This is a genomic window from Candidatus Vicinibacter affinis (genome assembly GCA_016714365.1).
Taxonomy (GTDB): domain Bacteria; phylum Bacteroidota; class Bacteroidia; order Chitinophagales; family Saprospiraceae; genus Vicinibacter; species Vicinibacter affinis.
The window spans coordinates 2,564,672-2,586,615 of record JADJNH010000005.1; the positions used below are offsets into that span (position 1 = coordinate 2,564,672).

At 37.5% G+C, this 21,944-nt stretch carries 24 protein-coding genes; 6 read left to right on the plus strand and 18 right to left on the minus strand.

The annotated features are described in order from the left end of the window. Positions 1 to 3: 3 nt before the first annotated feature. From IPJ53_10180 to IPJ53_10195, 4 genes are all read right to left on the minus strand, one after another. A complete protein-coding gene (locus IPJ53_10180) occupies positions 4 to 1,692 on the minus strand; it encodes a DUF1501 domain-containing protein (GenBank protein MBK7799471.1) in 1,689 nt (562 codons plus the stop codon). A 19-nt stretch (positions 1,693 to 1,711) separates the two neighbouring features. Then, positions 1,712 to 3,295 (minus strand): DUF1800 domain-containing protein, encoded by a 1,584-nt coding sequence (locus IPJ53_10185; GenBank protein MBK7799472.1) that lies wholly within the window; start codon positions 3,293 to 3,295, stop codon positions 1,712 to 1,714. Positions 3,296 to 3,453: 158 nt separating this feature from the next. Beyond that, positions 3,454 to 4,107, minus strand: a complete 654-nt coding sequence (locus IPJ53_10190; GenBank protein MBK7799473.1) for a CoA transferase subunit B — start codon at positions 4,105 to 4,107, stop codon at positions 3,454 to 3,456. A gap of 11 nt (positions 4,108 to 4,118) precedes the next feature. Then, the gene (locus tag IPJ53_10195; GenBank protein ID MBK7799474.1) at positions 4,119 to 4,817 is read right to left on the minus strand and encodes a CoA transferase subunit A; all 699 of its coding nucleotides are present in this window, start codon (positions 4,815 to 4,817) and stop codon (positions 4,119 to 4,121) included. An 85-nt stretch (positions 4,818 to 4,902) separates the two neighbouring features. Between IPJ53_10195 and IPJ53_10200 the strand changes: the two genes are divergently transcribed. Beyond that, positions 4,903 to 5,940, plus strand: coding sequence for an aminotransferase class I/II-fold pyridoxal phosphate-dependent enzyme (locus IPJ53_10200; protein ID MBK7799475.1), 1,038 nt, complete (start codon positions 4,903 to 4,905; stop codon positions 5,938 to 5,940). Positions 5,941 to 6,211: 271 nt separating this feature from the next. On the opposite strand, the gene IPJ53_10205 is transcribed toward IPJ53_10200, so the two are convergent. The 3 genes from IPJ53_10205 to IPJ53_10215 are packed head-to-tail and all read right to left on the minus strand — an operon-like array spanning position 6,212 to position 8,542. Next, complete coding sequence (locus IPJ53_10205) at positions 6,212 to 6,790, minus strand: bifunctional nuclease family protein (GenBank protein MBK7799476.1); 579 nt, start codon at positions 6,788 to 6,790, stop codon at positions 6,212 to 6,214. Positions 6,791 to 6,842: 52 nt separating this feature from the next. Then, positions 6,843 to 7,793 carry an electron transfer flavoprotein subunit alpha/FixB family protein gene (locus tag IPJ53_10210; protein MBK7799477.1) on the minus strand — a complete coding sequence of 317 codons (951 nt, stop codon included), beginning with the start codon at positions 7,791 to 7,793 and terminating at the stop codon, positions 6,843 to 6,845. Between the two features lie 8 nt (positions 7,794 to 7,801). After that, positions 7,802 to 8,542, minus strand: coding sequence for an electron transfer flavoprotein subunit beta/FixA family protein (locus IPJ53_10215; GenBank protein MBK7799478.1), 741 nt, complete (start codon positions 8,540 to 8,542; stop codon positions 7,802 to 7,804). 56 nt (positions 8,543 to 8,598) lie between these two features. On the opposite strand from IPJ53_10215, the gene IPJ53_10220 reads away from it, so the two are divergent. Further along, positions 8,599 to 8,922, plus strand: coding sequence for a CDC27 family protein (locus tag IPJ53_10220; protein MBK7799479.1), 324 nt, complete (start codon positions 8,599 to 8,601; stop codon positions 8,920 to 8,922). Here the strand turns inward: IPJ53_10220 and IPJ53_10225 are convergent. The 9 genes from IPJ53_10225 to IPJ53_10265 all read right to left on the minus strand — a co-directional run bounded on the left by IPJ53_10225 (position 8,919) and on the right by IPJ53_10265 (position 18,490). Continuing rightward, complete coding sequence (locus tag IPJ53_10225; GenBank protein ID MBK7799480.1) at positions 8,919 to 9,869, minus strand: phosphoribosylaminoimidazolesuccinocarboxamide synthase; 951 nt, start codon at positions 9,867 to 9,869, stop codon at positions 8,919 to 8,921. The genes IPJ53_10220 and IPJ53_10225 overlap by 4 nt on opposite strands. A gap of 12 nt (positions 9,870 to 9,881) precedes the next feature. Further along, on the minus strand, positions 9,882 to 10,310 hold the full coding sequence (locus IPJ53_10230) for a hypothetical protein (GenBank protein ID MBK7799481.1): 429 nt from the start codon (positions 10,308 to 10,310) through the stop codon (positions 9,882 to 9,884). A gap of 60 nt (positions 10,311 to 10,370) precedes the next feature. Continuing rightward, positions 10,371 to 11,234, minus strand: a complete 864-nt coding sequence (locus IPJ53_10235; protein ID MBK7799482.1) for an RNA polymerase sigma factor RpoD/SigA — start codon at positions 11,232 to 11,234, stop codon at positions 10,371 to 10,373. Between the two features lie 93 nt (positions 11,235 to 11,327). Beyond that, positions 11,328 to 13,478, minus strand: coding sequence for a polyribonucleotide nucleotidyltransferase (gene pnp / locus IPJ53_10240; protein ID MBK7799483.1), 2,151 nt, complete (start codon positions 13,476 to 13,478; stop codon positions 11,328 to 11,330). A 121-nt stretch (positions 13,479 to 13,599) separates the two neighbouring features. Then, a complete protein-coding gene (gene rpsO / locus IPJ53_10245; protein MBK7799484.1) occupies positions 13,600 to 13,875 on the minus strand; it encodes a 30S ribosomal protein S15 in 276 nt (91 codons plus the stop codon). 203 nt (positions 13,876 to 14,078) lie between these two features. Continuing rightward, on the minus strand, positions 14,079 to 14,846 hold the full coding sequence (mazG, locus tag IPJ53_10250; protein MBK7799485.1) for a nucleoside triphosphate pyrophosphohydrolase: 768 nt from the start codon (positions 14,844 to 14,846) through the stop codon (positions 14,079 to 14,081). A 1-nt stretch (position 14,847) separates the two neighbouring features. Next, positions 14,848 to 15,432: a GTP cyclohydrolase II gene (gene ribA, locus IPJ53_10255; GenBank protein MBK7799486.1), complete on the minus strand. Its 585-nt coding sequence runs from the start codon at positions 15,430 to 15,432 to the stop codon at positions 14,848 to 14,850. Between the two features lie 312 nt (positions 15,433 to 15,744). Beyond that, positions 15,745 to 17,589 (minus strand): M1 family metallopeptidase, encoded by a 1,845-nt coding sequence (locus IPJ53_10260; GenBank protein ID MBK7799487.1) that lies wholly within the window; start codon positions 17,587 to 17,589, stop codon positions 15,745 to 15,747. Next, positions 17,576 to 18,490 carry a CPBP family intramembrane metalloprotease gene (locus IPJ53_10265; GenBank protein MBK7799488.1) on the minus strand — a complete coding sequence of 305 codons (915 nt, stop codon included), beginning with the start codon at positions 18,488 to 18,490 and terminating at the stop codon, positions 17,576 to 17,578. Before IPJ53_10265 ends, IPJ53_10260 begins: the two co-directional genes overlap by 14 nt. A 58-nt stretch (positions 18,491 to 18,548) precedes the next feature. Between IPJ53_10265 and IPJ53_10270 the strand changes: the two genes are divergently transcribed. Then, positions 18,549 to 19,100, plus strand: a complete 552-nt coding sequence (locus tag IPJ53_10270; protein ID MBK7799489.1) for a hypothetical protein — start codon at positions 18,549 to 18,551, stop codon at positions 19,098 to 19,100. Then, complete coding sequence (locus IPJ53_10275; GenBank protein MBK7799490.1) at positions 19,060 to 19,245, plus strand: hypothetical protein; 186 nt, start codon at positions 19,060 to 19,062, stop codon at positions 19,243 to 19,245. Before IPJ53_10270 ends, IPJ53_10275 begins: the two co-directional genes overlap by 41 nt. A gap of 6 nt (positions 19,246 to 19,251) precedes the next feature. On the opposite strand, the gene IPJ53_10280 is transcribed toward IPJ53_10275, so the two are convergent. Together IPJ53_10280 and IPJ53_10285 are read right to left on the minus strand one after the other, a co-directional pair. Next, positions 19,252 to 19,800, minus strand: a complete 549-nt coding sequence (locus IPJ53_10280; protein ID MBK7799491.1) for a cob(I)yrinic acid a,c-diamide adenosyltransferase — start codon at positions 19,798 to 19,800, stop codon at positions 19,252 to 19,254. Between the two features lie 23 nt (positions 19,801 to 19,823). Beyond that, positions 19,824 to 20,498, minus strand: coding sequence for an ABC transporter ATP-binding protein (locus IPJ53_10285; GenBank protein ID MBK7799492.1), 675 nt, complete (start codon positions 20,496 to 20,498; stop codon positions 19,824 to 19,826). A gap of 113 nt (positions 20,499 to 20,611) precedes the next feature. On the opposite strand from IPJ53_10285, the gene IPJ53_10290 reads away from it, so the two are divergent. Continuing rightward, positions 20,612 to 21,259: a deoxynucleoside kinase gene (locus tag IPJ53_10290; protein ID MBK7799493.1), complete on the plus strand. Its 648-nt coding sequence runs from the start codon at positions 20,612 to 20,614 to the stop codon at positions 21,257 to 21,259. 13 nt (positions 21,260 to 21,272) lie between these two features. After that, positions 21,273 to 21,941 carry a futalosine hydrolase gene (mqnB, locus tag IPJ53_10295; GenBank protein MBK7799494.1) on the plus strand — a complete coding sequence of 223 codons (669 nt, stop codon included), beginning with the start codon at positions 21,273 to 21,275 and terminating at the stop codon, positions 21,939 to 21,941. Positions 21,942 to 21,944: the final 3 nt, after the last annotated feature.

Sequence of the window (21,944 nt, forward strand, 5' to 3'; positions counted from 1 at the left end):
GAATTAAACAATTACAAATCTTCTCAAAAATGATTTACCAGCTGCGTTAAGCTGATATACATATTCTCCAGGAGGTATCTTCCACTTCAAAGGGTCGAATGGAATAGTGTAAGAACCTTTAGGTGCAAAATTGTCAAACAACTTGGCAAGCGTCTTACCGTTCAGAGATTTTACATAAACTTTCACCTCACTTGGGATTTGAATGGAAAATTTAATATCTGTCAATCTTACATTTGTTTCATTAGGATTATGCCCTAATAAAATTGTATTAAAATTAGACCCTTTGCTGGCACCACAAGGTGCATTAAATAAATCCATATTCGGATAAGGTTGTCCCATTGTATAATCTACCAATTCTCCATCCAAACACAACCAATCCTTCAAAACAGTAGAGAACATATGACGATAATCAGTTGCCTTTTGTGTTTCGTAATAAACCACGGTATCGCCATTTTTCAAAACCTTATCATTTAAGTCAATTGGACTGCCTTTAAAACCACCTTTAACACCGTCTCCAAACATCATCAATGGAGAAAGATTTCCATGGTCTGTGCCCATAGAGCCATTTTCCCTTATGGTTCGACCAAACTCTGAATACGTCATGGTTGTCACATTACTCTGAGCGTTATCAACTTTCAGGTCATCATAAAATGCTTTAACTGAGTTTGCAACATCCCCCAACAACCTCATGTGATAATCTTTCTGAACAGTATGGGTGTCAAATCCATCAATATTTACTAGGAATATTCTTGTCCCTAATCTACCTTTTATCAATCGGGCAATGATGGCCAATTGTTCTGCCAGTCTGCTAGTCGTATTCTTTGGATATGCAACTTTATTGGAAGTTTTATTATAAGCTGTCGTAACAGTTTGTGAATATCGAAGTGAGTTATTGGTCAGTTGACGTAAAAAGGCTCTTTCTTCTCCTTGAGGACATTCTCCAAACCCCTCTGTTTCATAAAGTTTACCAAAAGCGGCCAAACGATAGAATTCGTTTGGATCATTGAATACCAGTTCCATCTGTTGATTACCGGGAGAAGTAAAAATTCTGTCTGTACTGTATCCTATTCGCAAGGCTGGCGGAACAGTAGGAGGAGTTTCAGAGAAAGAAGGAAAGTCCTGATCCAGATAACGTCCCATGATTCCAGAATTAATGCGCTTATCATGGGTATCATCGGCTGCTGTAGACCATAATTCAATGGATGTAAAATGCGAATAATTCTGATCAGGATAACCAACATTATGCAAGACAGCCATTTTACCTTCATTCCAAAGTGGCATCAACCCAGCCATAGTAGATGGAAGGGCAAATTGTGTCTCGCCAAATCCACCAAGAAGATGTTGATCATTATAATCAGTTCCATATTTGAGTCCAATTGTAGGTCTCAACTTAAGATACTCATCTTTACCTGCTGAAGTTGAATATGGCACGATCATATTTAAACCATCGTTACCTCCAAACATTTTAATCATGACAAGAATATTCTCATCGCCAGGAGTCATGGCCGCACTCAATCCACCAGCCATTAAAGGGCTCACGGGCAAACCTCCAAGCAACATAGTACCCAATCCTGCAAGTCCACCAGTCATCAGAAACTGTCTTCTATTCCACAGAATGTGTTCTTCATTATGAGCCATACCAAGGTCTGAGGTAAAGGCTGAAGGAGCATTTTTTAATTTATCTTGAGACATAGATAATTCTTTTGAACGATTATAATAATTGGTATTCTGGCAAAGTAATTAAGTACTTCATCAAATTAGAAAATTGTCTTGGAACATCAGTTAAATCCAAATTCCATGTACCATCTACAAAATAGTTGCTTGGAACTCCTGATTTAAATACCGCAATTGCATTTTGTACTATTTCTTCCGGTATATCCAGTGTGAAAAAATATTCTATAACTTTTCGCACAATTAAATCAGGATCTTTTGAATTGTCACTAAGGACTTTAAGGAACTCTCTGTACTTTAATTTAGTGGAATCGTACGGAAGATAATAATCTATGTGATCACGATTATATCGCCAACGATTTACCAAAACAAATTCACTTAACCATGAGCGATAACCTTGCCAGCCGGCAACATTTATTGGATTAAAAAGTGTCTGCCCTAAGTTAGCTGTTTGATTGTAAATAGCTCCCATGGCATCTCTGTTTGCAGTATTTTTGGGATCTGTCTTTCTCTGCCAATCGTATAAAAAATAATCTTCATCAATTCTCAAATCTAGGGAACGATAAAAGTGAACGATGTTATCTATGTTACTTTTGATAACTACACCCATATTTTCTTCTTCAAAGAAATGCTCACTCTTAAACAATGTTTTTAGCACTTCCATGATGTCCCATTTTTGCATAAACACCTGAGCAAGACCAGTGATGATTTCCTCAGGTGGAAACTGGTACATATAAAATCGATAAATTTTGGTACAAATGAATCTGGCTATTTCATTTTTCTTTACATCAAAAATAGTATCGTGAACAAACTTATAATCCGGATTTCCATCTGTGGTGGTGGATGGAGTAAAACTTCTACCAAGAACACGTTTATTCCCAAAGTCATGCCTGTTTTTATCAAAGAAATACTGACCATAAACGTTTGGCTCGATGTAAGAAGTGTTATTGCGATAAGAATATAGATACCATCCGGTCAAGGCCCGTGCTACCTCAGCAACATCCTTCTCTGTGTAATTCCCCTCACCCATCGTGAACAATTCCATTAATTCCCTAGCATAATTTTCATTGGGAGCATTTTTAGTATTTAAGCGACCGTCCAGGTAATGTAGCATAGCAGGATTTCTTCCCATATCTTCTACAAAGGTTTTAAAATTACCCAGTGCATTTTTATGCAATGCATAATAATACTGAAACACCCAAGTAGGATAGTAACCATAATTTTCAGCACCGGTCACAAAATGGTTAGACCAAAACAAGACAAGTTTATGGCGCACCCCTTCCCGGATCATTCCATTAAACCACATTTGAACCAACTCTAAAAACTTATAGTAAGTGACCGTCCCATCAGAATTAAAAGTATTTTCGGTGGCCCATTGATAAGTATAATCGATGGTACTTACGCCTGATCTTTTTTCTCCTGGTAAAGGGTGATCTTTAGCCGTCTGCAGTAAATAATCTATAATCACTCCGGGCTTATTGGCCTTAGCAGCCTTGATGAGGTTTATAGGTGCACCATTGCATAATTTGTTATACAAATGATGTATCCGCCTTTCATTCCAGGGTTTTTCAGCACTTGGAACATAAGGTGTGAGATCACCTTTAAGACATGGATTGCTTGACATATTTTGAAAAATTTTACAGTCCACAATATAAAGCAAAAAAATGGAAGCAAAGACAATTTACCGCATTATGTATGGTGGCAAATAAAATTTATAAGCAATAAGATTGCAAACAATCAATTGCGCATTACCAAGCAAATTTTTAAATTTAGGTAAACTATCTACAAACGCATTTCGGGAATATCTCCTTCAACTATGAGCTTCCCTTCTGTAGATTCAATGATGTGCTCCACACTGACTCCTGGTGCCCGTTCAATCAATTTAAACCCCTCTGGTGTTACGTCTATAACGGCTAGTTCTGTTACGATTTTCTTGACACACCCAACCCCGGTCAAAGGAAGGGTGCATTGTCTTAATAATTTTGACTCTCCGGCTTTATTGACATGCATCATCGCAACAATAATATTATCTGCTGAGGCCACTAAATCCATTGCACCTCCCATCCCTTTAACCATCTTGCCAGGTATTTTCCAATTTGCTATATCTCCGGTTTCTGAAACTTCCATAGCGCCCAAAACCGTCAATTGCACATGTTGGCCACGTATCATGGCAAATGAGGTAGCAGAATCAAACAAACTCGCTCCGGCTTTTAATGTTACTGTTTGTTTACCGGCATTAATCATATCAGGATCTTCTTCCCCTTCAAAAGGAAAAGGCCCCATTCCCAGAATTCCATTTTCAGACTGAAATTCTACATGTATACCTTCAGGTATATAATTGGCAACGAGCGTTGGAATTCCGATACCAAGATTTACATACCATCCATCTCTCAATTCTTGAGCAATTCTTTTAGCAATACCTATTTTATCAAGCATGTTTGTTCTATTTAAGATTTTGGGCGAATAGTCCTTTGTTCAATACGCTTTTCGTAATTAGTTCCCTGAAAAATTCTCTGTACGAATATTCCTGGTGTGTGCACCATATTTGGGTCTAACTCCCCGGGCTCTACTAATTCTTCTACCTCAGCAATGGTAATTTTTCCTGCCATGGCCATCATGGGATTAAAATTTCGTGCTGTTCCCTTATAAATTAAATTACCGTAGGTATCCCCTTTCCAAGCCTTAACAATGGCAAAATCAGCGGTTAATGCAGTCTCCAGTATATGAGGCTTCCCGTTGTAAATACGAACTTCTTTTCCTTTGGCAATTTCAGTACCATAACCTGCAGGTGTAAAAAAAGCTGGTATCCCCGCACCTCCAGCTCTACACCGCTCAGCCAAACTTCCTTGAGGTATGAGGTCCACTTCCAATTCACCAGAAAGCATTTGACGCTCGAACTCGTCATTCTCTCCAACATAAGAAGATATCATCTTTCTTATCTGTCTTTGTTGCAAAAGCAAGCCAAGGCCAAAATCATCTACTCCTGCATTATTTGAAATACACACTAAATTATTCAATTTCATGCGCACCAATGCAGCAATACAATTTTCAGGAATGCCGCACAAGCCGAAGCCACCCAGCATTAGCGTCATTCCACTTTTAATATCCTTTGTTGCATCATCAGCTCCATTTACCACTTTATTCATACTTTGCATTTGATTTTAGGTCAATTACGGAATGACAAAGTTGACTGATTTCTTTAATATTTTTAAATAATGCAACAAAATTAAAATGAGCTATAGAATCAATCTTATCAGCGATACTGTAACAAAACCCACCACTGCGATGCTTAAGGCTATGATAGAAGCAGAAGTAGGTGACGATGTTTTCAAAGAAGATCCAACAGTTATAAAACTTGAGGAAAAGCTAGCAGATATGTTTAGTTATGAAGCTGGCTTATTCTGTCCTTCCGGAACCATGGCTAACCAAATTGCCATAAAAGGACACACCAAACCATTAGATGAAATGCTCTGTGATGTGCACTCTCACGTATTTCAATTTGAAGTAGGCGGCTATGCTTTTCACAGTCAAATTGCGGTAAATATATTGCATGGAGAAAATGGGATCTTGAATGGAAACATGATTGAAGATAATATCAAGGCAAAGTTTGATTGGCTACCCAGAACTAAATTAGTTGTCATCGAAAATACTGTCAATCGTGCCGGAGGGCAAGCATACAGTTTAGAACAACTGAAAGATGTCTCCCGTTCATGTAGAAAAAACAACCTAAACCTCCATCTTGATGGGGCGCGTATTTTTAACGCTATGATCGCGTCCAATTACACCTCAATTCAAGTAGGACCATTAGTAGATTCTATCTCAATTTGCCTATCTAAAGGACTTGGAGCTCCTGTTGGCTCTGTCCTGATAGGCAACAAGTCATTCATTGATGAGTGTCGCAGAATCCGCAAGGCCATGGGAGGAGGAATGCGACAGGTTGGAGTGCTTGCAGCGGCGGGTATTTATGCTCTTGATCATCATATTGAAAAACTTCAAATAGATCACATTCACGCTAAAAAAATTGAAGAAACACTTTTAAAGCAAACCTATGTCAGTAAAGTAATACCGGTTATGACAAACATTATCATCTTTGATCTTTCAGAATATATTTCTACCGACCTCTTTATAAAGACTTTACGAGATCATGAAATTAATTGTACCGGATTTGGAAAACGATCTATTCGATTGGTGACTCATTTAGACATAAATGAATCCATGGTCAACCATGTTTGCGAAACATTGAACAAAATAAAATTCAAGCAATTTTAACTTTTACTTTCCAAATTATAAAAGGGAAACTCTATTCAAAAGATTTGGATGAACAAAACAGAAAGTGCTGTATTAAGAAATGTTTCATTTGTCAAACTTGGATATAGGAAACAGGATTACAAATAACTTCTAATTATAAAGGAAGAAATAACTGGGACACCCAATCATTCTAAGGAAATTTCAAATTTTTGCAATGGGAAGAATGTAGTGTTTTTTAAAACTCCATTCCAATATTAAGATGCTTTTGAAAAAATGGAGATATTAATAATCCCTATTTTCTTTTATTAATTTCGTCTCGAATCTTTGCAGCTTTTTCATAATCCTCGTCTCCAAGTACTTGCTGGAGCATTTTATTTAATTCTTCTGTGGAATATCTTTCGAAACTTGTTTCAGATCTTCCGGGTTTTGGCGCCCCTCCTATTTTTACCTGATCTTCTACATCTTCAAGAATAACGCCTGCACTTTCCATTATAAATTCATACGTATAAATAGGACAATTAAACCTTACTGCCATAGCCAAAGCATCTGAGGTGCGGGAGTCGATTTCTATACTTTCTTCGTCCTTTTCACAAATTAACTTTGAAAAGAAAATCCCTTCCACGAGATCGTTGATAATAATTTCTTTGATTTCAACACCGAATGAGGACAAAGCATTCTTGAATAAATCGTGAGTGAGCGGTCTGTTTGGATTCATACGCTCCAGAACAACAGCAATAGCTTGAGCCTCAAACCCCCCAATCACAATAGGGAGTCTCCTGTTTCCTTCCACTTCACCCAACACCACCGCATAATTCTGAGTCTGCGTCACACTGTGTGACAATGCGATGATTTCAAGTTCGATTTTACGCATTTGGTCAGACCCCATAATAAAAGTTATTTTTCAAAAAAAAAAGTGGTTTTATTTAAACAGATTTTGCCTTTCTGATGGCTTCATTTAGTTTTGGTACCACTTCAAAAAGATCTCCGCAAATCCCATAATCAGCAGCCTTAAAAAATGGAGCCTCAGGATCTTTGTTAATAACGATGATGTTACGCGAATTGTTTACCCCGGCAAGATGTTGGATAGCGCCAGAAATCCCAATGGCAATATAAACATTGGGTCTGATAGCTATTCCTGTTTGTCCTACATGTTCATGATGGGGCCTCCATCCCACATCAGCTACCGGCCTGCTACAAGCCGTCGTGGCTCCCAAAAGATCAGCCAGTTCATCAATCATTCCCCAATTCGAAGGATCTTTCATCCCTCTTCCGGCTGAAACAACAATTGTCGCCTCGGCTAAAGGGGTTTTACCTTTGACCAATTTTTTTTCAACAGACCTAATTTGAGACTGAGGTATTGTAAGATTAAGAGTACTGTATTGTGCTAATTCGTTTGAAGAGGACTCCGCCGAAATGCTGTTGGGCACAACCGTTACAATCCCTCCATTTTCATTGAAACCGTAATAAGCATAAGCCTTTCCTGAAAAGACCGTTTTTCTGAACTTTACTTTCTCTTCTTTAACCACTCCAACAGCCCCGGATATCAATCCCATTCCACTCTTAACAGCAATTTGACCAGCGATCGTTTTTCCCAAACTTGAATGACTGAGCATAAAATATTTTGGACTCAGTTTCCCTATTGCATCAGATAAAACTGCAGCAATTTGATCACTTCCACAATTATGCTCACAATCTATGCGATAAACTTCTTTAACTCCGAAAACCCCTAAATTAATTGAAAGCTCGCGTGTGCCCAAATAAATTGCCTTTACTTCCCCTGAATCAATTGTGGAAAGGGAATTAGCAAAATTCAAAGCTTCTAGACTACTTTTCTTTGGTTGAAAATCAATATGTTCTACAAAAACTAAGATCATACAAGTGATTAAATAATTTTTAAATCTTCTTTTAATACAGTCACCAACTCATCAATGTTGGAAGGATCTATCATACGAACAGAAGTCTTAACCGGAGGTTGTTCGAAGCGGCTTATCCCCACTTTTTGAATGCTTGAAATCGCTTCGATTACTTCCAAGGGTTTCTTCTTGGCATCCATAATACCCTTCATATTAGGGATACGTTGTTCGGCCATCCCTTTTGCCGCAGATATTACAAATGGAACATTTACCTCAAGTACTTCTATCCCTCCTTCTATTTCAACATCAAGAGTTGCCTTGGTTCCATCCAACTCTAAATGATTCGCATAAGAAATGAAAGGCAAATTAAGCAAAGCAGCAAGCATGGCCCCCATTTCTGAACCATTATGATCAATTGTTTCTTTACCAAGAAAAACAATGTCATAATTTTTTGTCTTGGCAAAAGCAGCCAGTTGATTAGCCGTATCCATTGAATCTAAGGGTTCTTTGTCCACTCGAAATGCTGCATCCGCTCCTATTGCCAAAGCTTTTCTCATAATCATTTCCGAATTTGAAGTCCCTACATGTACCACATGAACCTGACCACCAAATTTCTCTTTTAATTCCAATGCTCTCACTAAAGCATACCATTCATCATAGGGGTTCATAATAAATTGAACACCTTCTTCAATTAAACGTGTTCCCGTGGCATCAAAACTGATTTTGGACGTAGTGTCCGGTGTTTTACTAATACAAACTAAAAGATTCATAGATAAAATTAGACTGACAAAGATATGTGTTTAATTTGTGATACATTTCCAAAAATATGAACAGGCTAGACACTTTATTACAACTTCTTGAGAATGACCCTACAAGCAGTTTCATCTTATTTGCCATTGCAAAAGAATATGAAACATTGGGTAACTACCATCGTGCTTTGGAATTATATGGAGAATTGATTGCAAAAGATCCAAAATATACTGGTTGTTATTATCATTTCGCAAAAGCTTACTTCAAATTAGATAAAAAAAATGAGGGAATGGACATTATCGAACAAGGGATTGAAATCTGTTCCAAAAACAATCAAGCCCATGACCTTTCAGAACTTAAAAACCTTAAAATGAACATGCTAATTGGTGAAGAGGATTAAGCAAGAAGATCAACAAGATGCTGACCTATCCGTTCTTTAACATCTTCCATCACAGGTTTTTCAAATATTTTACCGGTAATTTTTTCAAACAATTCAATGTACCTCCTGGAGATTTCCCACACAAATGAATCTGGCATGTGGGGCATAAGTTGACCATCTTTTCCTTGAAAACCATGGCTCATTAACCATTCTCGAACAAATTCTTTTGATAACTGAATCTGTGCCACTCCACTCTGTTGTCTTTCGTGATAACCTTCTGACAAAAAGTATCTTGAACTGTCGGGAGTATGAATCTCATCCATCAACACCAATTCATTTCCACTGTAACCAAATTCGTATTTGGTATCCACTAAAATCAACCCCTTGCCGGCAGCCATATCCTGACCTCTCCGAAAAAGCTTTAGGCTTATGTCGTATATTTTATCTAGCTCACTTTTTGAGATAATTTCTCTATTCAAGATATCTTCATAAGAAATATCCTCATCGTGTCCGGCGGATGCTTTTGTTGTGGGGGTGATGATTGGAACAGGGAATTCATCTGATTCTTGCATTCCTTCTGGTAAAGTGACCCCGCAAAGCTCCCTTTTTCCTGATTTATAGGTTCGCCAGGCATGTCCAGCTAAAAATCCTCGAACAACCAATTCTATCGGAATCGGCGTACACTTAATTCCAATAGATACGTTTGGATCAGGACTGGACTTTAACCAGACCAGGCAAATGTCTTTAACTGCATCCAAAAAGTAACAGGCAATCTGATTCAAAACTTGCCCCTTATAAGGAATAGGCCTGGGTAATATACAGTCAAATGCTGAAATGCGATCGGTGGTTATCATCAACAATTCTTCCCCAAGATCATAAACGTCTCGAACTTTACCGTGGTAGAGAGAACGTTGATTTTTAAAATTAAAATTTGTACTGCTAAGACAGACTTTTTCAGGTTCCAACATTTTCTAAAAGCCTTAAATATTTTTGACCAGATTCCGGTCGAGTATGATATCCTTGAGCTCTTTTAAAGCAGAATATTCATGCGGAAGAACCTTTTTGAAAGCTTCCTTGGAAGCCATGTAAACTCCTGAGCTAAGATCTGGTAACAAATCCTTGATTTTACCTTTTACGAGATTAATATCCTGACTGATCAAACTTCTTATTCGGGGAATATCGTGATAGTCTCCTTCGATGGCCACATTATGGACATTTTTACCATCAGGACCTTCTGATTGAAATTGAATGACTGTATCAATCTGAGATAGAGTCTGATGGTCTAAATTATATTGGCCTTCAACAAAATTTACCTGACTTTGATTAGGAGGTTGTTGCAGTAAAAGAATTTCTAAACCCTTCTCATGCATTCGATATACTATTAGTCTAATCTGATTTCTAACCGTCATGTGGTCAAAGTTATATCTTTTTTAGATATGACAAAAACTAGTCCATCAAATAATTAAAAACTAGCTATAATGTTTATAACTCGACCTGTTAAAATTCCTCTTCAATCTGCGGAATGCGTGCTCTCTCACTTGTCTGATGCGCTCTATAGACATATTGTATAGCCTGGATACCTCTTCAAGGGTTTTACTTCCCTGACCATCGAGTCCAAAAATTGCTGTAATGACCTCTCTTTCTCTTGGAGCCAGATTACCCATTGCTGATTTTAGCTCATTCTTTAAAGATTCATCCAGCAATCGTAAATCGGGACTCTCCTGATTTTCATCTACCAATAAATCAAGAAGCGCAAGATTCTCTCCATCGCCTCCCAAAGGTTCATCTAAAGAACTGTGTCTGCCACCTGATGCTAAAATACTTTCAACAGCCACCGCATCCATGTGTAAAATCTCACCCAATTCCTCTGGACTGGGTTCTCTTTCATTGCTCTGAAGAAATTCCTGGTGTGCCGTATTTATTTGTTTAACAAGACTTACCTTATTATAAGGAAGTCGAATCATACGGCTATTTTCAACAATGGCTTGCAATATGGCTTGTCGAATCCACCAAACAGCATAAGTTATGAACTTAAATCCCTTGGTTTCGTCAAATCTCTTAGCAGCTTTCAACAAACCGACATTACCTTCATTGATTAAGTCGTTCAGTGAAAGTCCATTGTTTTGATATTGTTTTGCAACTGAAACTACAAAACGCAAGTTGGAAGTTACCATTTTATCAAGTGCCTCCTGATCTCCCAGCTTAATCAGTTTGGCTAATTCTACTTCTTCCTCGGGTGTAAGCACATCAAGTCTGGAAACTTCTGTCAGATACTTTTCTAAGGCTTCGCTTTCGCGATTGGTGATTTTTTGAGATATTTTGAGTTGACGCATAGCTAATTTGAGCTTACTGTTATATAAGCAAAAAAGTAGCTAAAAAGTTTCCGCACGGGAAAGCTTTGAAAAATAAAATATCCTGTGTTGAAATTAATTTACCGCATCTATAAGGCTTCCATCCTTATTATACAGTACTTTTCTGGACAATCGTAGTTTTCCGGTCTTAGGATCAGTGCCAATTAATTTCACTTTAATTGAATCCCCAACCTTCAATGCATCTTCTACTTTTTCCAATCTGGCATGCGTGATTTCACTGATATGCACCAATCCACTCTTACCATAAAAGTCGACAAATGCACCAAAAGGCATAATTGTTACAACCTTAGCATCAAAAACATCTCCTACCTGTGGCACAAAAGTTATAGCTCTGATCATCGCAACAGCGGCTTCGATGGCTTCCTTATTATTACTTGCAATATTGATAACCCCTTTATCCCCGACTTCCTCTATATTAATTTTGGTTCCTGTCTTGGCTTGCATTTCCTGAATTATTTTTCCTCCAGGGCCAATTACCGGTCCGATAAAACTCTTTTCTATGATCATTTCCACAATTCGCGGTGCGTGAGGCTTGAAATCAGATTTAGGAGTTGAAATAGTTTCATCCATTTTGTCCAAAATATGAATTCTCCCTTCCTTTGCCTGAAGCAATGCCTGCTCAAGCAATTCATAGGACAGTCCGTCAATTTTCATATCCATCTGCGTACCACAGATACCTTTGCGTGTACCCGTAATCTTAAAGTCCATATCCCCTAAAGCATCCTCATCTCCTAAAATATCAGAAAGTATCGCGAATTTTCCATCTTCGGCTATCATTCCCATTGCAATCCCTGAGGCTGCCGATTTGATGGGAACTCCAGCATCCATGAGTGCAAGTGAGCCTGCACATACCGTTGCCATTGAAGAAGATCCATTTGATTCTAAAATATCCGATACAATTCTAACTGTATATGGAAAATTTTGGGGCATAACTTTGCGCAATGAACGCCCTGCTAAGTTGGCATGTCCTACCTCTCTTCTACCCGGACCTCTCATGGGTTTAGCCTCTCCGACAGAGAACGGAGGAAAATTATAGTGAAGAAAGAATTTCTCATCATAAAGATCCAATGCCGTATCAATCATCATTTCATCATCCTTTGTTCCCAAAGTGACTGTCGTTAAAGACTGAGTTTCACCTCTATTAAAAATAGAAGCTCCATGGGGAGCAGGCAAACAATCAATTTCTGACCAAATTGGTCGTACCTGAGTACTTGACCTTCCATCCAGACGTTTTCCGGTTTCCAAGACCATTTTTCGAACCAAACTTTTCTTTAGCTTATCGAAATAATATTCAACAAATGTCTTTTTTTCAGCCATATACTCTTCCCCTTTTTCTGCAAGAAGAGCCTCTTTGTAATCTTTGTAAATCTTATCAAAAGCTTCTTTACGACTTGATTTATCCAAAGACGATGCTGCAACCTTATTGATCGAATCGGTAAGTGCTGCTTCAATAGCAACTTTCACCTCCAGGTCTTCTGCTTTAGGGGTAAGCGTTCGTTTGACAGAGACTTTTTCTCCCAATTGAGCAGCTAGGGCCAATTGTGCTTTACATTGTACTTTGATGGCTTCATGGCCTATTTTAATGGCCTCAATCATATCGTGTTCAGAACATTCATTGGCTTCACCTTCCACCATCATAAGATTTTTTTCAGTGGCAGCAACGATGATATCCAAATCGGCTTCAATAAGTGCGCTTTTGGCTGGGTTAATTACAAATTCTCCCTTGATCTTCGCTACTCGAACAGATGAAATTGGTCCGTCCCAGTTAATATTTGAGCAAACAAGTGCTGTTGAAGCTGCGAGTGCGGCAAAGACGTCTGGCAAGGTATCTTTTTCACCTGAAAGTAAAGTGATTATGATTTGTGTTTCATTCATGTATCCATCTGGAAATAAAGGACGTATCGGCCTATCTACCAACCTGGATATGAGAATTTCGTAGTCGTTCAATTTAGTTTCGCGACGGAAAAAATTACCTGGAATACGACCTGCTGCAGCGAACTTTTCTTGATAATCTACAGAGAGTGGAAAGAAAGGCTGATTTTCTCTAGGTTCTTTTGCTGAAACAACACTCGCAAAAAGTATGGTGTCTCCACATCGCACAACAGCCGATCCATCAGCTTGTGTCCCCAGTTTTCCAGTCTCAAGGGTAACTACCCTTCCATCAGGTAAATTAAAGGAGGTGGAAAAAGGAATTTGTAATCCCATGATAATTGTCTTTAATATAATTTAATTAATCACTCGCCCAAGTGAAGCTCATTAAAATTGAAAAAGCAAGCCTTAAGCAGACTAAAAGAGATAACAAACTATTGAAAAACAAGAGTTTGTATTATTTTCTTAGGCCTAATTGGTCGAGGATTTTTCTGTATCTCTCCAGATCGTTGCTGTGAAGATAATTGAGGAGTTTTTTTCTTTTACTTACCAGGTTTAGCAAAGTTCTTTTGCAGGAAAAGTCCTTTCTGTTAGTCCTGAGGTGATCCGACAAAGCCTGGATTCTGTAAGTAAACAAGGCGATTTGGCCTTCACTTGAACCGGTATTCGTAGCTGACCCACCATACTGGTTAAAAATTTCCTCTGTTTTTTCTTTAGTTAAATAAGCACTCATTGTAAAAGTATATATAAGTTACCAAATGTGATCCCGAAGATCAGTTTTAGCGGGGCAAATATAGATAAATATTTGATAATGAGAAAATATTTAGTCCAAATGGGTATAAAATGTCGTTTGTAAAAACGTTTTAAAAGTAAAAGCTTGGTTTAATTTCAGAATTAATTTAAAAAAGACAAACAAAAGAAAAATCGGCTTAAAAGTTATTCATTTTGCTTTGCTTGCTCCCACAATTGATCCATTTCTTGCAGGCTCATTTCGGTAAGTGGCCTTTTCGCAAGGCGTTCAATGTATTCAAACCTTCGGATAAATTTACGATTTGTTTTTTCAAGCGCTGTTTCAGGGTCTATTTTGAGAAAGCGGGCGTAATTAATTAAAGCAAAAAGTAAATCTCCATATTCATCTTCAATTTCTTCAATGGCGCAGTTGTTTTGAAGGTTCGTTTGCAGCTCATTCATTTCCTCGTCTACTTTTGCTTTTACTTGATCAATATGATCCCATTCAAAGCCCACTTGAGCTGTTTTTTCTTGAAGCCTTAAAGCTTTAATCATGGCAGGAAGGGACCTTGGAACACCAGCTAAAAGACCTGTTTTCTTTTCTTTTTGTTTAATTTTTTCCCAATTTTTCTTTACATCTTCTTCATTGTCAACTTTCACATCACCATAGATATGTGGGTGTCTGTTAACCAATTTCGTTGAAACTCCTTCAATAACTTCCAGAAGATTAAAGTGATTTCCCTCAGATCCAATTCGGGAATAAAAAATAATATGTAAAAGCACATCCCCCAATTCCTCTTTAATTCCTCTAAAGTCCTCTTTAATGATTTCATCCGCCAACTCAAAAGTTTCCTCTATTGTAAGACTTCTTAAACTTTGGAAGGTTTGTTTTCGGTCCCAGGGGCACCCTTCCCTTAATTCATCCATGATCTTGACGAGTCCCAAAAAGGCTCTTGAAAGTTCTTCTTGATCCATACTATTCCTGTGGTAAGTGGTGTCCCATTTTTTCTCTTTTTGTTCTAAGGTAGGCTTCATTATAAGGATCGACAGGTTTGATCATTGGAAATAATTCGCTTATTTCAATTCCGTGCGTTTCCAGATATAATTTCTTCAAAGGGTTATTAGATATTAACCTGACCCGGTTGACATTCCATTCTTTTAAAATCTTAACCGCTGGTTCGTAGTTTCTTAAATCAGAACCAAAGCCCAACTTATGATTGGCTTCAATGGTATCATAACCTTCATCCTGTAATGCATAAGCACCAATCTTGTTATGCAAACCAATTCCTCTTCCCTCTTGTCTCAGGTATATTAACATACCACCAAAACGTTGAATAAGATCGAGGCTTTTACGAAGTTGAAATCCACAGTCACACCTCAAAGAACCAAATACATCACCGGTCAGACATTCTGAGTGAATACGCAACCAAATGGGCTCGGATAGATCCAAATCATTGGTTACTAATGCAATATGAGGATTGTTAGGGTCGTCAAAAGCATAACTATAAATTCTGAAAGCTCCACTTTCGGTAGGTAAGAAAGCATCTTTTACATCTGTCATCTTGGCAAAAACTGATGTTTAAACCCAAATAAGGCCATTTGGGTTTAAAAAGTGAGTTGAGTTTTGGTTACCAGTGGCTTATCCCTTTCTAAAGGAACTTTTGCCTTGCCACAATGACAAAACCGTACAGGTAAGCAATACGGTCGATACAATACTGAAAATCAACATGATTGTCCGTTTTGTTTGCTTGATAAAATAAAAATGGTGCCACAAGATCGTACCTTTTTATAGTTTCGTTCACTTTTATTACCAAAAATTTTAAATAAATATTTTTAAAATATTTCCTGCTTTATTAATCAGGCACAAGGAAATTTATTCTGGATCAGAATTGTAAATTTGATTCTCTGGATGGATATCTGCCAACTGGTGAAATGGATCCAAAACCACTGACAATATCTTACTTTTTGGTATATCCAAAGACAATTCATAAATAGGATTCACCCAGTGCCAAGGTTTGGCTACCTCCCATTTAATATCCAAAAGATCTTTATTCCCTCTCATCAAATCCAATGGAATGGTATAAAATATGCTTTTTCCATTTTTAAGTTTGATTTCCAAATCTACAGGCATTGGAAAGAGATCCTTTCTCATTAATATCAGCTTTGAACTCCTCCCTTCACTTTCTATCCCTTCAATGGCGTAATCAATGGTTTTGGTAGTAAAAACCCAATATTCCTTAAACCAATCAAGTTCCAGCCCAGATACTTTTTCCATCGTTCGAAAAAAATCATCCGCGTTAGGATGCTTAAACCTCCATGTAGAATAATAAATTTGTAACGCATTGTTAAAAGTTTGCTCACCCATAATGTATCGCAATTGAAGAAGACAAAGCGCGCCCTTTGTGTAAGAACCCATACCATAAGCCATGTTGGTTGTATAATGATCCGCGTGGGTGGATAAAGCTTCCTCTCTGCCTGAAGCCACAAATTCTCTGTATCCTTTCATCGTTTCCTGAAAGGATTGCTCTTCAGCTTTAAATCCGGGCAAGAGCCCTTTAGACTTTATATAATTCGAAATTAAGTCTTCCGCATAGGAAGTAAAACCTTCATCCATCCAAGGATAAAGACTCTCATTGGAAGCGAGCAACATTTGATACCAACTGTGCATCCATTCATGGAGGCACACACCGACCAGGCTGTGTAATGGTCGATTTCCCGTGATCAATGTAGCCAATGGATACTCCATTCCGCCATCACCACCTTGGATAAAAGAATATGACAGGTACGGGTATTCTCCAAAATGCTTTTGTGCATAATCAAGGGCGGTATCCATTATAGCTGGCAAGTCCTTCCAGGATTTTATGTATGGATTGTCCTTCAAGTAATAAAAATGCAATTGCTTCCCATCCTTACGGGTGTAAATGTCATGAATGTAATCTGGGTCAGCTGCCCAAACAAAATCATGAACCATCGGTGCATAAAATTGCCAAACTCTTTTTTTTCCGGATCGATTTTGAGAATCTAATGGCCAAACACATTCTTTTGAATTCTGTAGATATCCGGTAGCTGCAACACAATATTTTTCATCCAGCTTAATATTTACTGTAAAATCTCCCCAAGGACCATAAAACTCCCTTGCAATATAAGGCGGTGTGTGCCATCCATGTAGGTCATAGTTACATAATTTTGGATACCATTGTGCCATGGAATAATCTACACCTTCTTTATTATTTCTACCTGTTCGTCTAATTTGTACAGGTACTTGAGCTTCAAAATTTATCACAATTTTTTCCGAATCCGAAGGCATAATAGGTTCGATCAACGTTACTTCCATTATTGTTCCTTCAACTTTGAAGTTTAGTGACTTACCTTTCTGTGCAATCCTATTTATCTGGTGGTAACCCATTTCTTCCGCTTTGAGAGTAGCTATCCTACCTCCAATTCTTTTGTCAGGGTCAATAATTGTTCGAGAACGAATATCCATATCACTCCCAGGTTGAAATGCATTAAAATATAGATGGTAGTATAATTTTTTTAAAGTATCAGGACTTGTATTAAATATCGTCAGCTTCTGGTCGCCTGAGATCATATGAATCTTATCATCAAGACTAATATTCATTAGGTAATTCACTCGCAATTGCCATCGATCAGGTTGACCATTTAGCAATTCAGTAACCAAAAAAAAATAAAAAACGAAGAAATGCTTACTCAAGAACATTTATTTTATTTTTAGAGAACAAATACTTTATCGGTAAAAATTTCAAATAGTATCTGGATATAAAAAAATAGGCTGCCATTATGAAAAGCGACAATAAAACCATGATTTTTCCATCAGGATCTTTGGTCATCCAAAGACAATCTGTTTGTAAAATCGCACCTTGATAACCTACTATAACAGCTCCATAAATATTTGTGGCTGCATGTATGCCGATGGCTTGTTCCAGGCCTTGATCAACGACTGTGATAAAACCGAGAAACACTGCGGAAATAAAATAGTATCCAAACATTAAACCATAACCAAATTGTTCATTTTCAGGATTTCCGCCATGCATGAATGCAAAAAAAACTGCACTTACAATCACCGGTAAGTACTTGTTAGAAAATAGAAGGTAAAGTCCCTGCATTACATACCCTCTAAAAAACAATTCTTCAGTCAAAGACTGAATCAATAATAAACTGAAACTTATACTAACTAAAATGAGAAATGCTGAAAAATCAAATTTAAATTGGTATTCTAGTTTAAAAACAAATGAAGCAACAAGTTCAGCAATTCCCATTAAACAAAACCAAACAAAAAAGCTGAAGAAAATTCTTTGAAGTCTAAGTTTTTTGAATGCAGTGAATAAACTTAAAATTGGTCTTCGGTGTAAATACCTTACACAAAAAATAAGTTCAGCCAAAATAAAACAAAAGGGTAATAATAGGCTAACCAAAGTTTTATTGCGCTCTAAAGGGTCAATATAAGTGTATTCAGCAATTAAGAAAGCGCTTAATGTTGCGGCCAGAAAACACAATAAGATAGTTAAAAAGTACACCCACCCAGCATTATTCCCATTTCGGGCATTTTCTAAAAACATATTATCCTTTGTCGTTATCTTTGTTGTTGCAAAAGTATTCATTTGGAATGAATGACTTCGAAATACATAATAAGATTAATTTTGCTTCTAAATCTTCAACATGTCAAAAAAGGAATGGATTCTAATATTTGGAATAACAACTAGCCTTATCGTTTCCAGATTAATCCCTCATGCTCCTAATTTTACCTCCTCTTTAGCAGGCTTTTTATTCGGTGCGGTTGTAATTAGAAAGAATATTGCAGGCTTGGTCTTACTCTTCGGTTACTTTTTGGCAGACCTGGTTATAAACAATATGGTATATCCTTCAGATACTATCCAATGGTTGTCTTCTGGTTTTGAATGGTTTTTCACCTCTTTCCTGATCATTTTTTTTGCCAATAAGCTATTTACTGCCTATGGGTATAATCCAACAAAAATTATCGGTTTGAGTATCATGAGCTCATTAATTTTCTTTGTTTTCTCCAATTTCGCAGTATGGGTCGGTTCTATTTTATACTCCTCTGATCTGGCTGGTTTAAGTGCCTGTTTTATAGCTGCAATCCCATTTTTTATGAATGAATTGGCAGGTACTTTATTCTATTCATGTATGTTTTTTGGAGTTTATTGGATCTATGAATACAAACAACTCAAATCCGCAAAAGTCATTGTCTGATCCGGAATCTAAATGCAGTGACATCTGTGAAGACTATTATCTTGAGAACGGATTTGTGGTTTTTACTGCTGTTTACCATTTAAGGAGAGGTTATTGTTGTCGATCCGGCTGCAGACATTGTCCCTATAATACTGGGAAGGACTAATTGCTATCATTTCTCCGGAATCCAGGGTTTTTCGCTAATTCCTTCTTGTTGAGCAATATATCTTGACAATGTGAAAAAATAATCAGATAAACGATTTAAATATATTACTAAATCAAGATTGACTGTTTCCAAATGGTTCAAACTTACCAGTCTGCGTTCTGCCCTTCTACATATTGTGCGACAAACATGAGCCATTGCAATTCCTTTAGACCCGCCCGGTAAAACAAAGAATTTGAGTGGTTCAAGAAAAGTGTCCATCATATCTATCTCCAATTCAACCATTTTGATGGCTTCGACTTTGAACGGAGGAAGCTTTAAGTTACTTTTACCTGGATCGGCAGCCACTAAAGAACCTAGTACAAATAACTCATTTTGAACTATTTGTAAAAATTTTAAAGATTTTTCCTGATTAATATAACACATCAATAGCCCAATATTTGAATTTAGCTCATCTACTGTTCCATAAGCTTCTACCCTTACATCATCCTTGGGCACTCTCTTGCCACCGAATAATGAGGTTTCGCCTTTATCACCTGTTTTAGTGTAAATTTTCATCGGACATGAATTTTAATGTGTCGTTATTGACTAGTATCACTTTCTATCATTCCATCTTTAAGTCTTACCACCCTTTTAGCAAATTTGGCTATATCTGGTTCATGAGTGACAAGTATGATGGTATTCCCTTTCATGTGGATTTCTTCCAAAATATTCATAATTTCAAGGGAGGTCTTTGAATCAAGATTTCCTGTCGGTTCATCTGCAAGGATAATGGCAGGATTATTTACAAGCGCTCTTGCAATAGCAACTCTTTGTCGTTGTCCGCCTGAAAGCTCATTTGGTTTGTGGGTCATTCTGTCTATAAGACCCACATCTTCCAGCACTTGTTTTGCTCTTAGCTGTCTATCCTCCTTATTCAGACCTGCATAAATCAAAGGAAGAGCGACATTTTCCAAAGCACTCATTCTAGGTAAAAGATTAAATGTCTGAAAAACAAATCCAATTTCTTTATTTCGGACCTCAGCCAATTCACCATCGGTCATCTTACTCACATCAACCCCATGCAAAATATATTCTCCAGAGGTAGGACTGTCGAGACATCCTATAAGATTCATTAAAGTAGACTTGCCACTTCCTGATGGTCCCATCAAAGCCAAATACTCGTTTTTATTCACTTTTAGGTTAATACCCTTTAAGGCATCAATTATTTCAGACCCCATCATATACCTTTTACCAATATTCCTCAACTCAATGATCTCTTCCATTTTTATGCCTTGCTAATTCAAAAGTAAAATTAATGGATTCACTAATAATATGTAGATTATTTGGATATTTGACTTGATTTGATCGCCAGAACCTTGAATATCCAATGACAGAAAACAAAACCCCTATCCTAAAGCATATTGGCATTGCTGGAAATATAGGTGCCGGCAAGACCAGCCTAAGCGAGGCTTTAGGCAAGCAGTTCAATTGGGATGTGCATTATGAAGATGCCAATACCAACCCATATTTGAATGATTTTTATTATGATATGGAACGCTGGTCCTTTAATCTTCAAATCTATTTTTTAAATTCTCGTTTTCAACAGCTGATACAAATACATTCAGGAGATAAATCTGTCATCCAAGATCGCACAATTTATGAGGATGCCTATATATTTGCTCCCAATCTTCATGAAATGGGACTTATGAACGCCCGTGATTATGAAAACTACTTTACTTTATTCCAAATCATGATGAGCACAATAAAGCCACCTGATTTGATGATTTATATAAAAGCTTCCATCCCTACCTTAGTAAATCACATTCAATCCAGGGGTCGGGAATATGAAGGAAACATGAGTTTAGACTATCTCAAAAAACTTAACTTTCGGTATGACCAATGGATTGAAAAATATGATCAAAGTCCCTTGCTGATTGTCGATGCAGATAAGCTTGATTTCATTAACAGACCCGAAGACATGGGAACCATTTTTGAGATGGTAGGAAGCCAAACCGGTGGATTGTTTTTACCATAAATCAACAATCGCTTTGAATATACTTTTATTATCTGCAACGGTTTTTGAAATCCTCCCGACACTTCAGTTTTTAGAAAAACAAAACGAATTAGCTTCCCTGTCGGAATTTTCATATCGGTCAAATCGCATTTTCACGCTGGTTGGCGGTGTAGGCAGTCCTATGATGTCATTTGCTTTGGGCCGGGCAGAGCTCAAAAACATCCACTTAGTAGTCCATGCAGGCTTAGCAGGGTCATTCAATAAAGAATATGAGCTTGGTTCTTTAGTAGAAGTAATTGCGGAATGCTGGGCAGATTTGGGGGCTGAAGAACAAGATGGTAGCTTTTCTGATTTGTTTCAATTGAGATTACTAGATGCCGGGCAATATCCCTTTGAGGACGGATGGATTAAAACAAAGGACTCCCCCATCACTCTTGACATCCCAAAGGTTAAAGGCCTGACTGTTAATACTGTGAGCGGTGAAGCCGAAAATATTTCGAGAATTAAATCGAGATTTAAAGCGGATGTGGAAAGCATGGAAGGTGCTGCTGTATTTTACGGTTGCAGAATGAGAGACATCCCTTTTATTTCAATCAGAAGTATTTCGAATTATGTCGAACCAAGGGACAAATCAAAATGGAGAATTCCCGAATCCATCTCTCAATTAAATAATAAAATTCTAGAAATTATTGGAACGATTTAAGTC

Coding starts and splice junctions, on each gene's coding strand:
- rpsO (MBK7799484.1), bottom strand. CDS start 13,875: ATGAGTGCTTATTTAACTAAAGAAAAAACAGAGGAAATTTTTAACCAG.
- IPJ53_10235 (MBK7799482.1), bottom strand. CDS start 11,234: ATGCGTCAACTCAAAATATCTCAAAAAATCACCAATCGCGAAAGCGAA.
- IPJ53_10265 (MBK7799488.1), bottom strand. CDS start 18,490: ATGAATACTTTTGCAACAACAAAGATAACGACAAAGGATAATATGTTT.
- IPJ53_10185 (MBK7799472.1), bottom strand. CDS start 3,295: ATGTCAAGCAATCCATGTCTTAAAGGTGATCTCACACCTTATGTTCCA.
- IPJ53_10215 (MBK7799478.1), bottom strand. CDS start 8,542: ATGAATCTTTTAGTTTGTATTAGTAAAACACCGGACACTACGTCCAAA.
- IPJ53_10205 (MBK7799476.1), bottom strand. CDS start 6,790: ATGCGTAAAATCGAACTTGAAATCATCGCATTGTCACACAGTGTGACG.
- IPJ53_10275 (MBK7799490.1), top strand. CDS start 19,060: ATGAATACAAACAACTCAAATCCGCAAAAGTCATTGTCTGATCCGGAA.
- IPJ53_10190 (MBK7799473.1), bottom strand. CDS start 4,107: ATGCTTGATAAAATAGGTATTGCTAAAAGAATTGCTCAAGAATTGAGA.
- ribA (MBK7799486.1), bottom strand. CDS start 15,432: ATGACAGATGTAAAAGATGCTTTCTTACCTACCGAAAGTGGAGCTTTC.
- IPJ53_10200 (MBK7799475.1), top strand. CDS start 4,903: ATGAGCTATAGAATCAATCTTATCAGCGATACTGTAACAAAACCCACC.
- IPJ53_10210 (MBK7799477.1), bottom strand. CDS start 7,793: ATGATCTTAGTTTTTGTAGAACATATTGATTTTCAACCAAAGAAAAGT.
- IPJ53_10280 (MBK7799491.1), bottom strand. CDS start 19,800: ATGAAAATTTACACTAAAACAGGTGATAAAGGCGAAACCTCATTATTC.
- IPJ53_10195 (MBK7799474.1), bottom strand. CDS start 4,817: ATGAATAAAGTGGTAAATGGAGCTGATGATGCAACAAAGGATATTAAA.
- pnp (MBK7799483.1), bottom strand. CDS start 13,478: ATGGGATTACAAATTCCTTTTTCCACCTCCTTTAATTTACCTGATGGA.
- IPJ53_10180 (MBK7799471.1), bottom strand. CDS start 1,692: ATGTCTCAAGATAAATTAAAAAATGCTCCTTCAGCCTTTACCTCAGAC.
- IPJ53_10260 (MBK7799487.1), bottom strand. CDS start 17,589: ATGTTCTTGAGTAAGCATTTCTTCGTTTTTTATTTTTTTTTGGTTACT.
- IPJ53_10225 (MBK7799480.1), bottom strand. CDS start 9,869: ATGTTGGAACCTGAAAAAGTCTGTCTTAGCAGTACAAATTTTAATTTT.
- mazG (MBK7799485.1), bottom strand. CDS start 14,846: ATGGATCAAGAAGAACTTTCAAGAGCCTTTTTGGGACTCGTCAAGATC.
- IPJ53_10270 (MBK7799489.1), top strand. CDS start 18,549: ATGTCAAAAAAGGAATGGATTCTAATATTTGGAATAACAACTAGCCTT.
- IPJ53_10230 (MBK7799481.1), bottom strand. CDS start 10,310: ATGACGGTTAGAAATCAGATTAGACTAATAGTATATCGAATGCATGAG.
- IPJ53_10290 (MBK7799493.1), top strand. CDS start 20,612: ATGACAGAAAACAAAACCCCTATCCTAAAGCATATTGGCATTGCTGGA.
- IPJ53_10220 (MBK7799479.1), top strand. CDS start 8,599: ATGAACAGGCTAGACACTTTATTACAACTTCTTGAGAATGACCCTACA.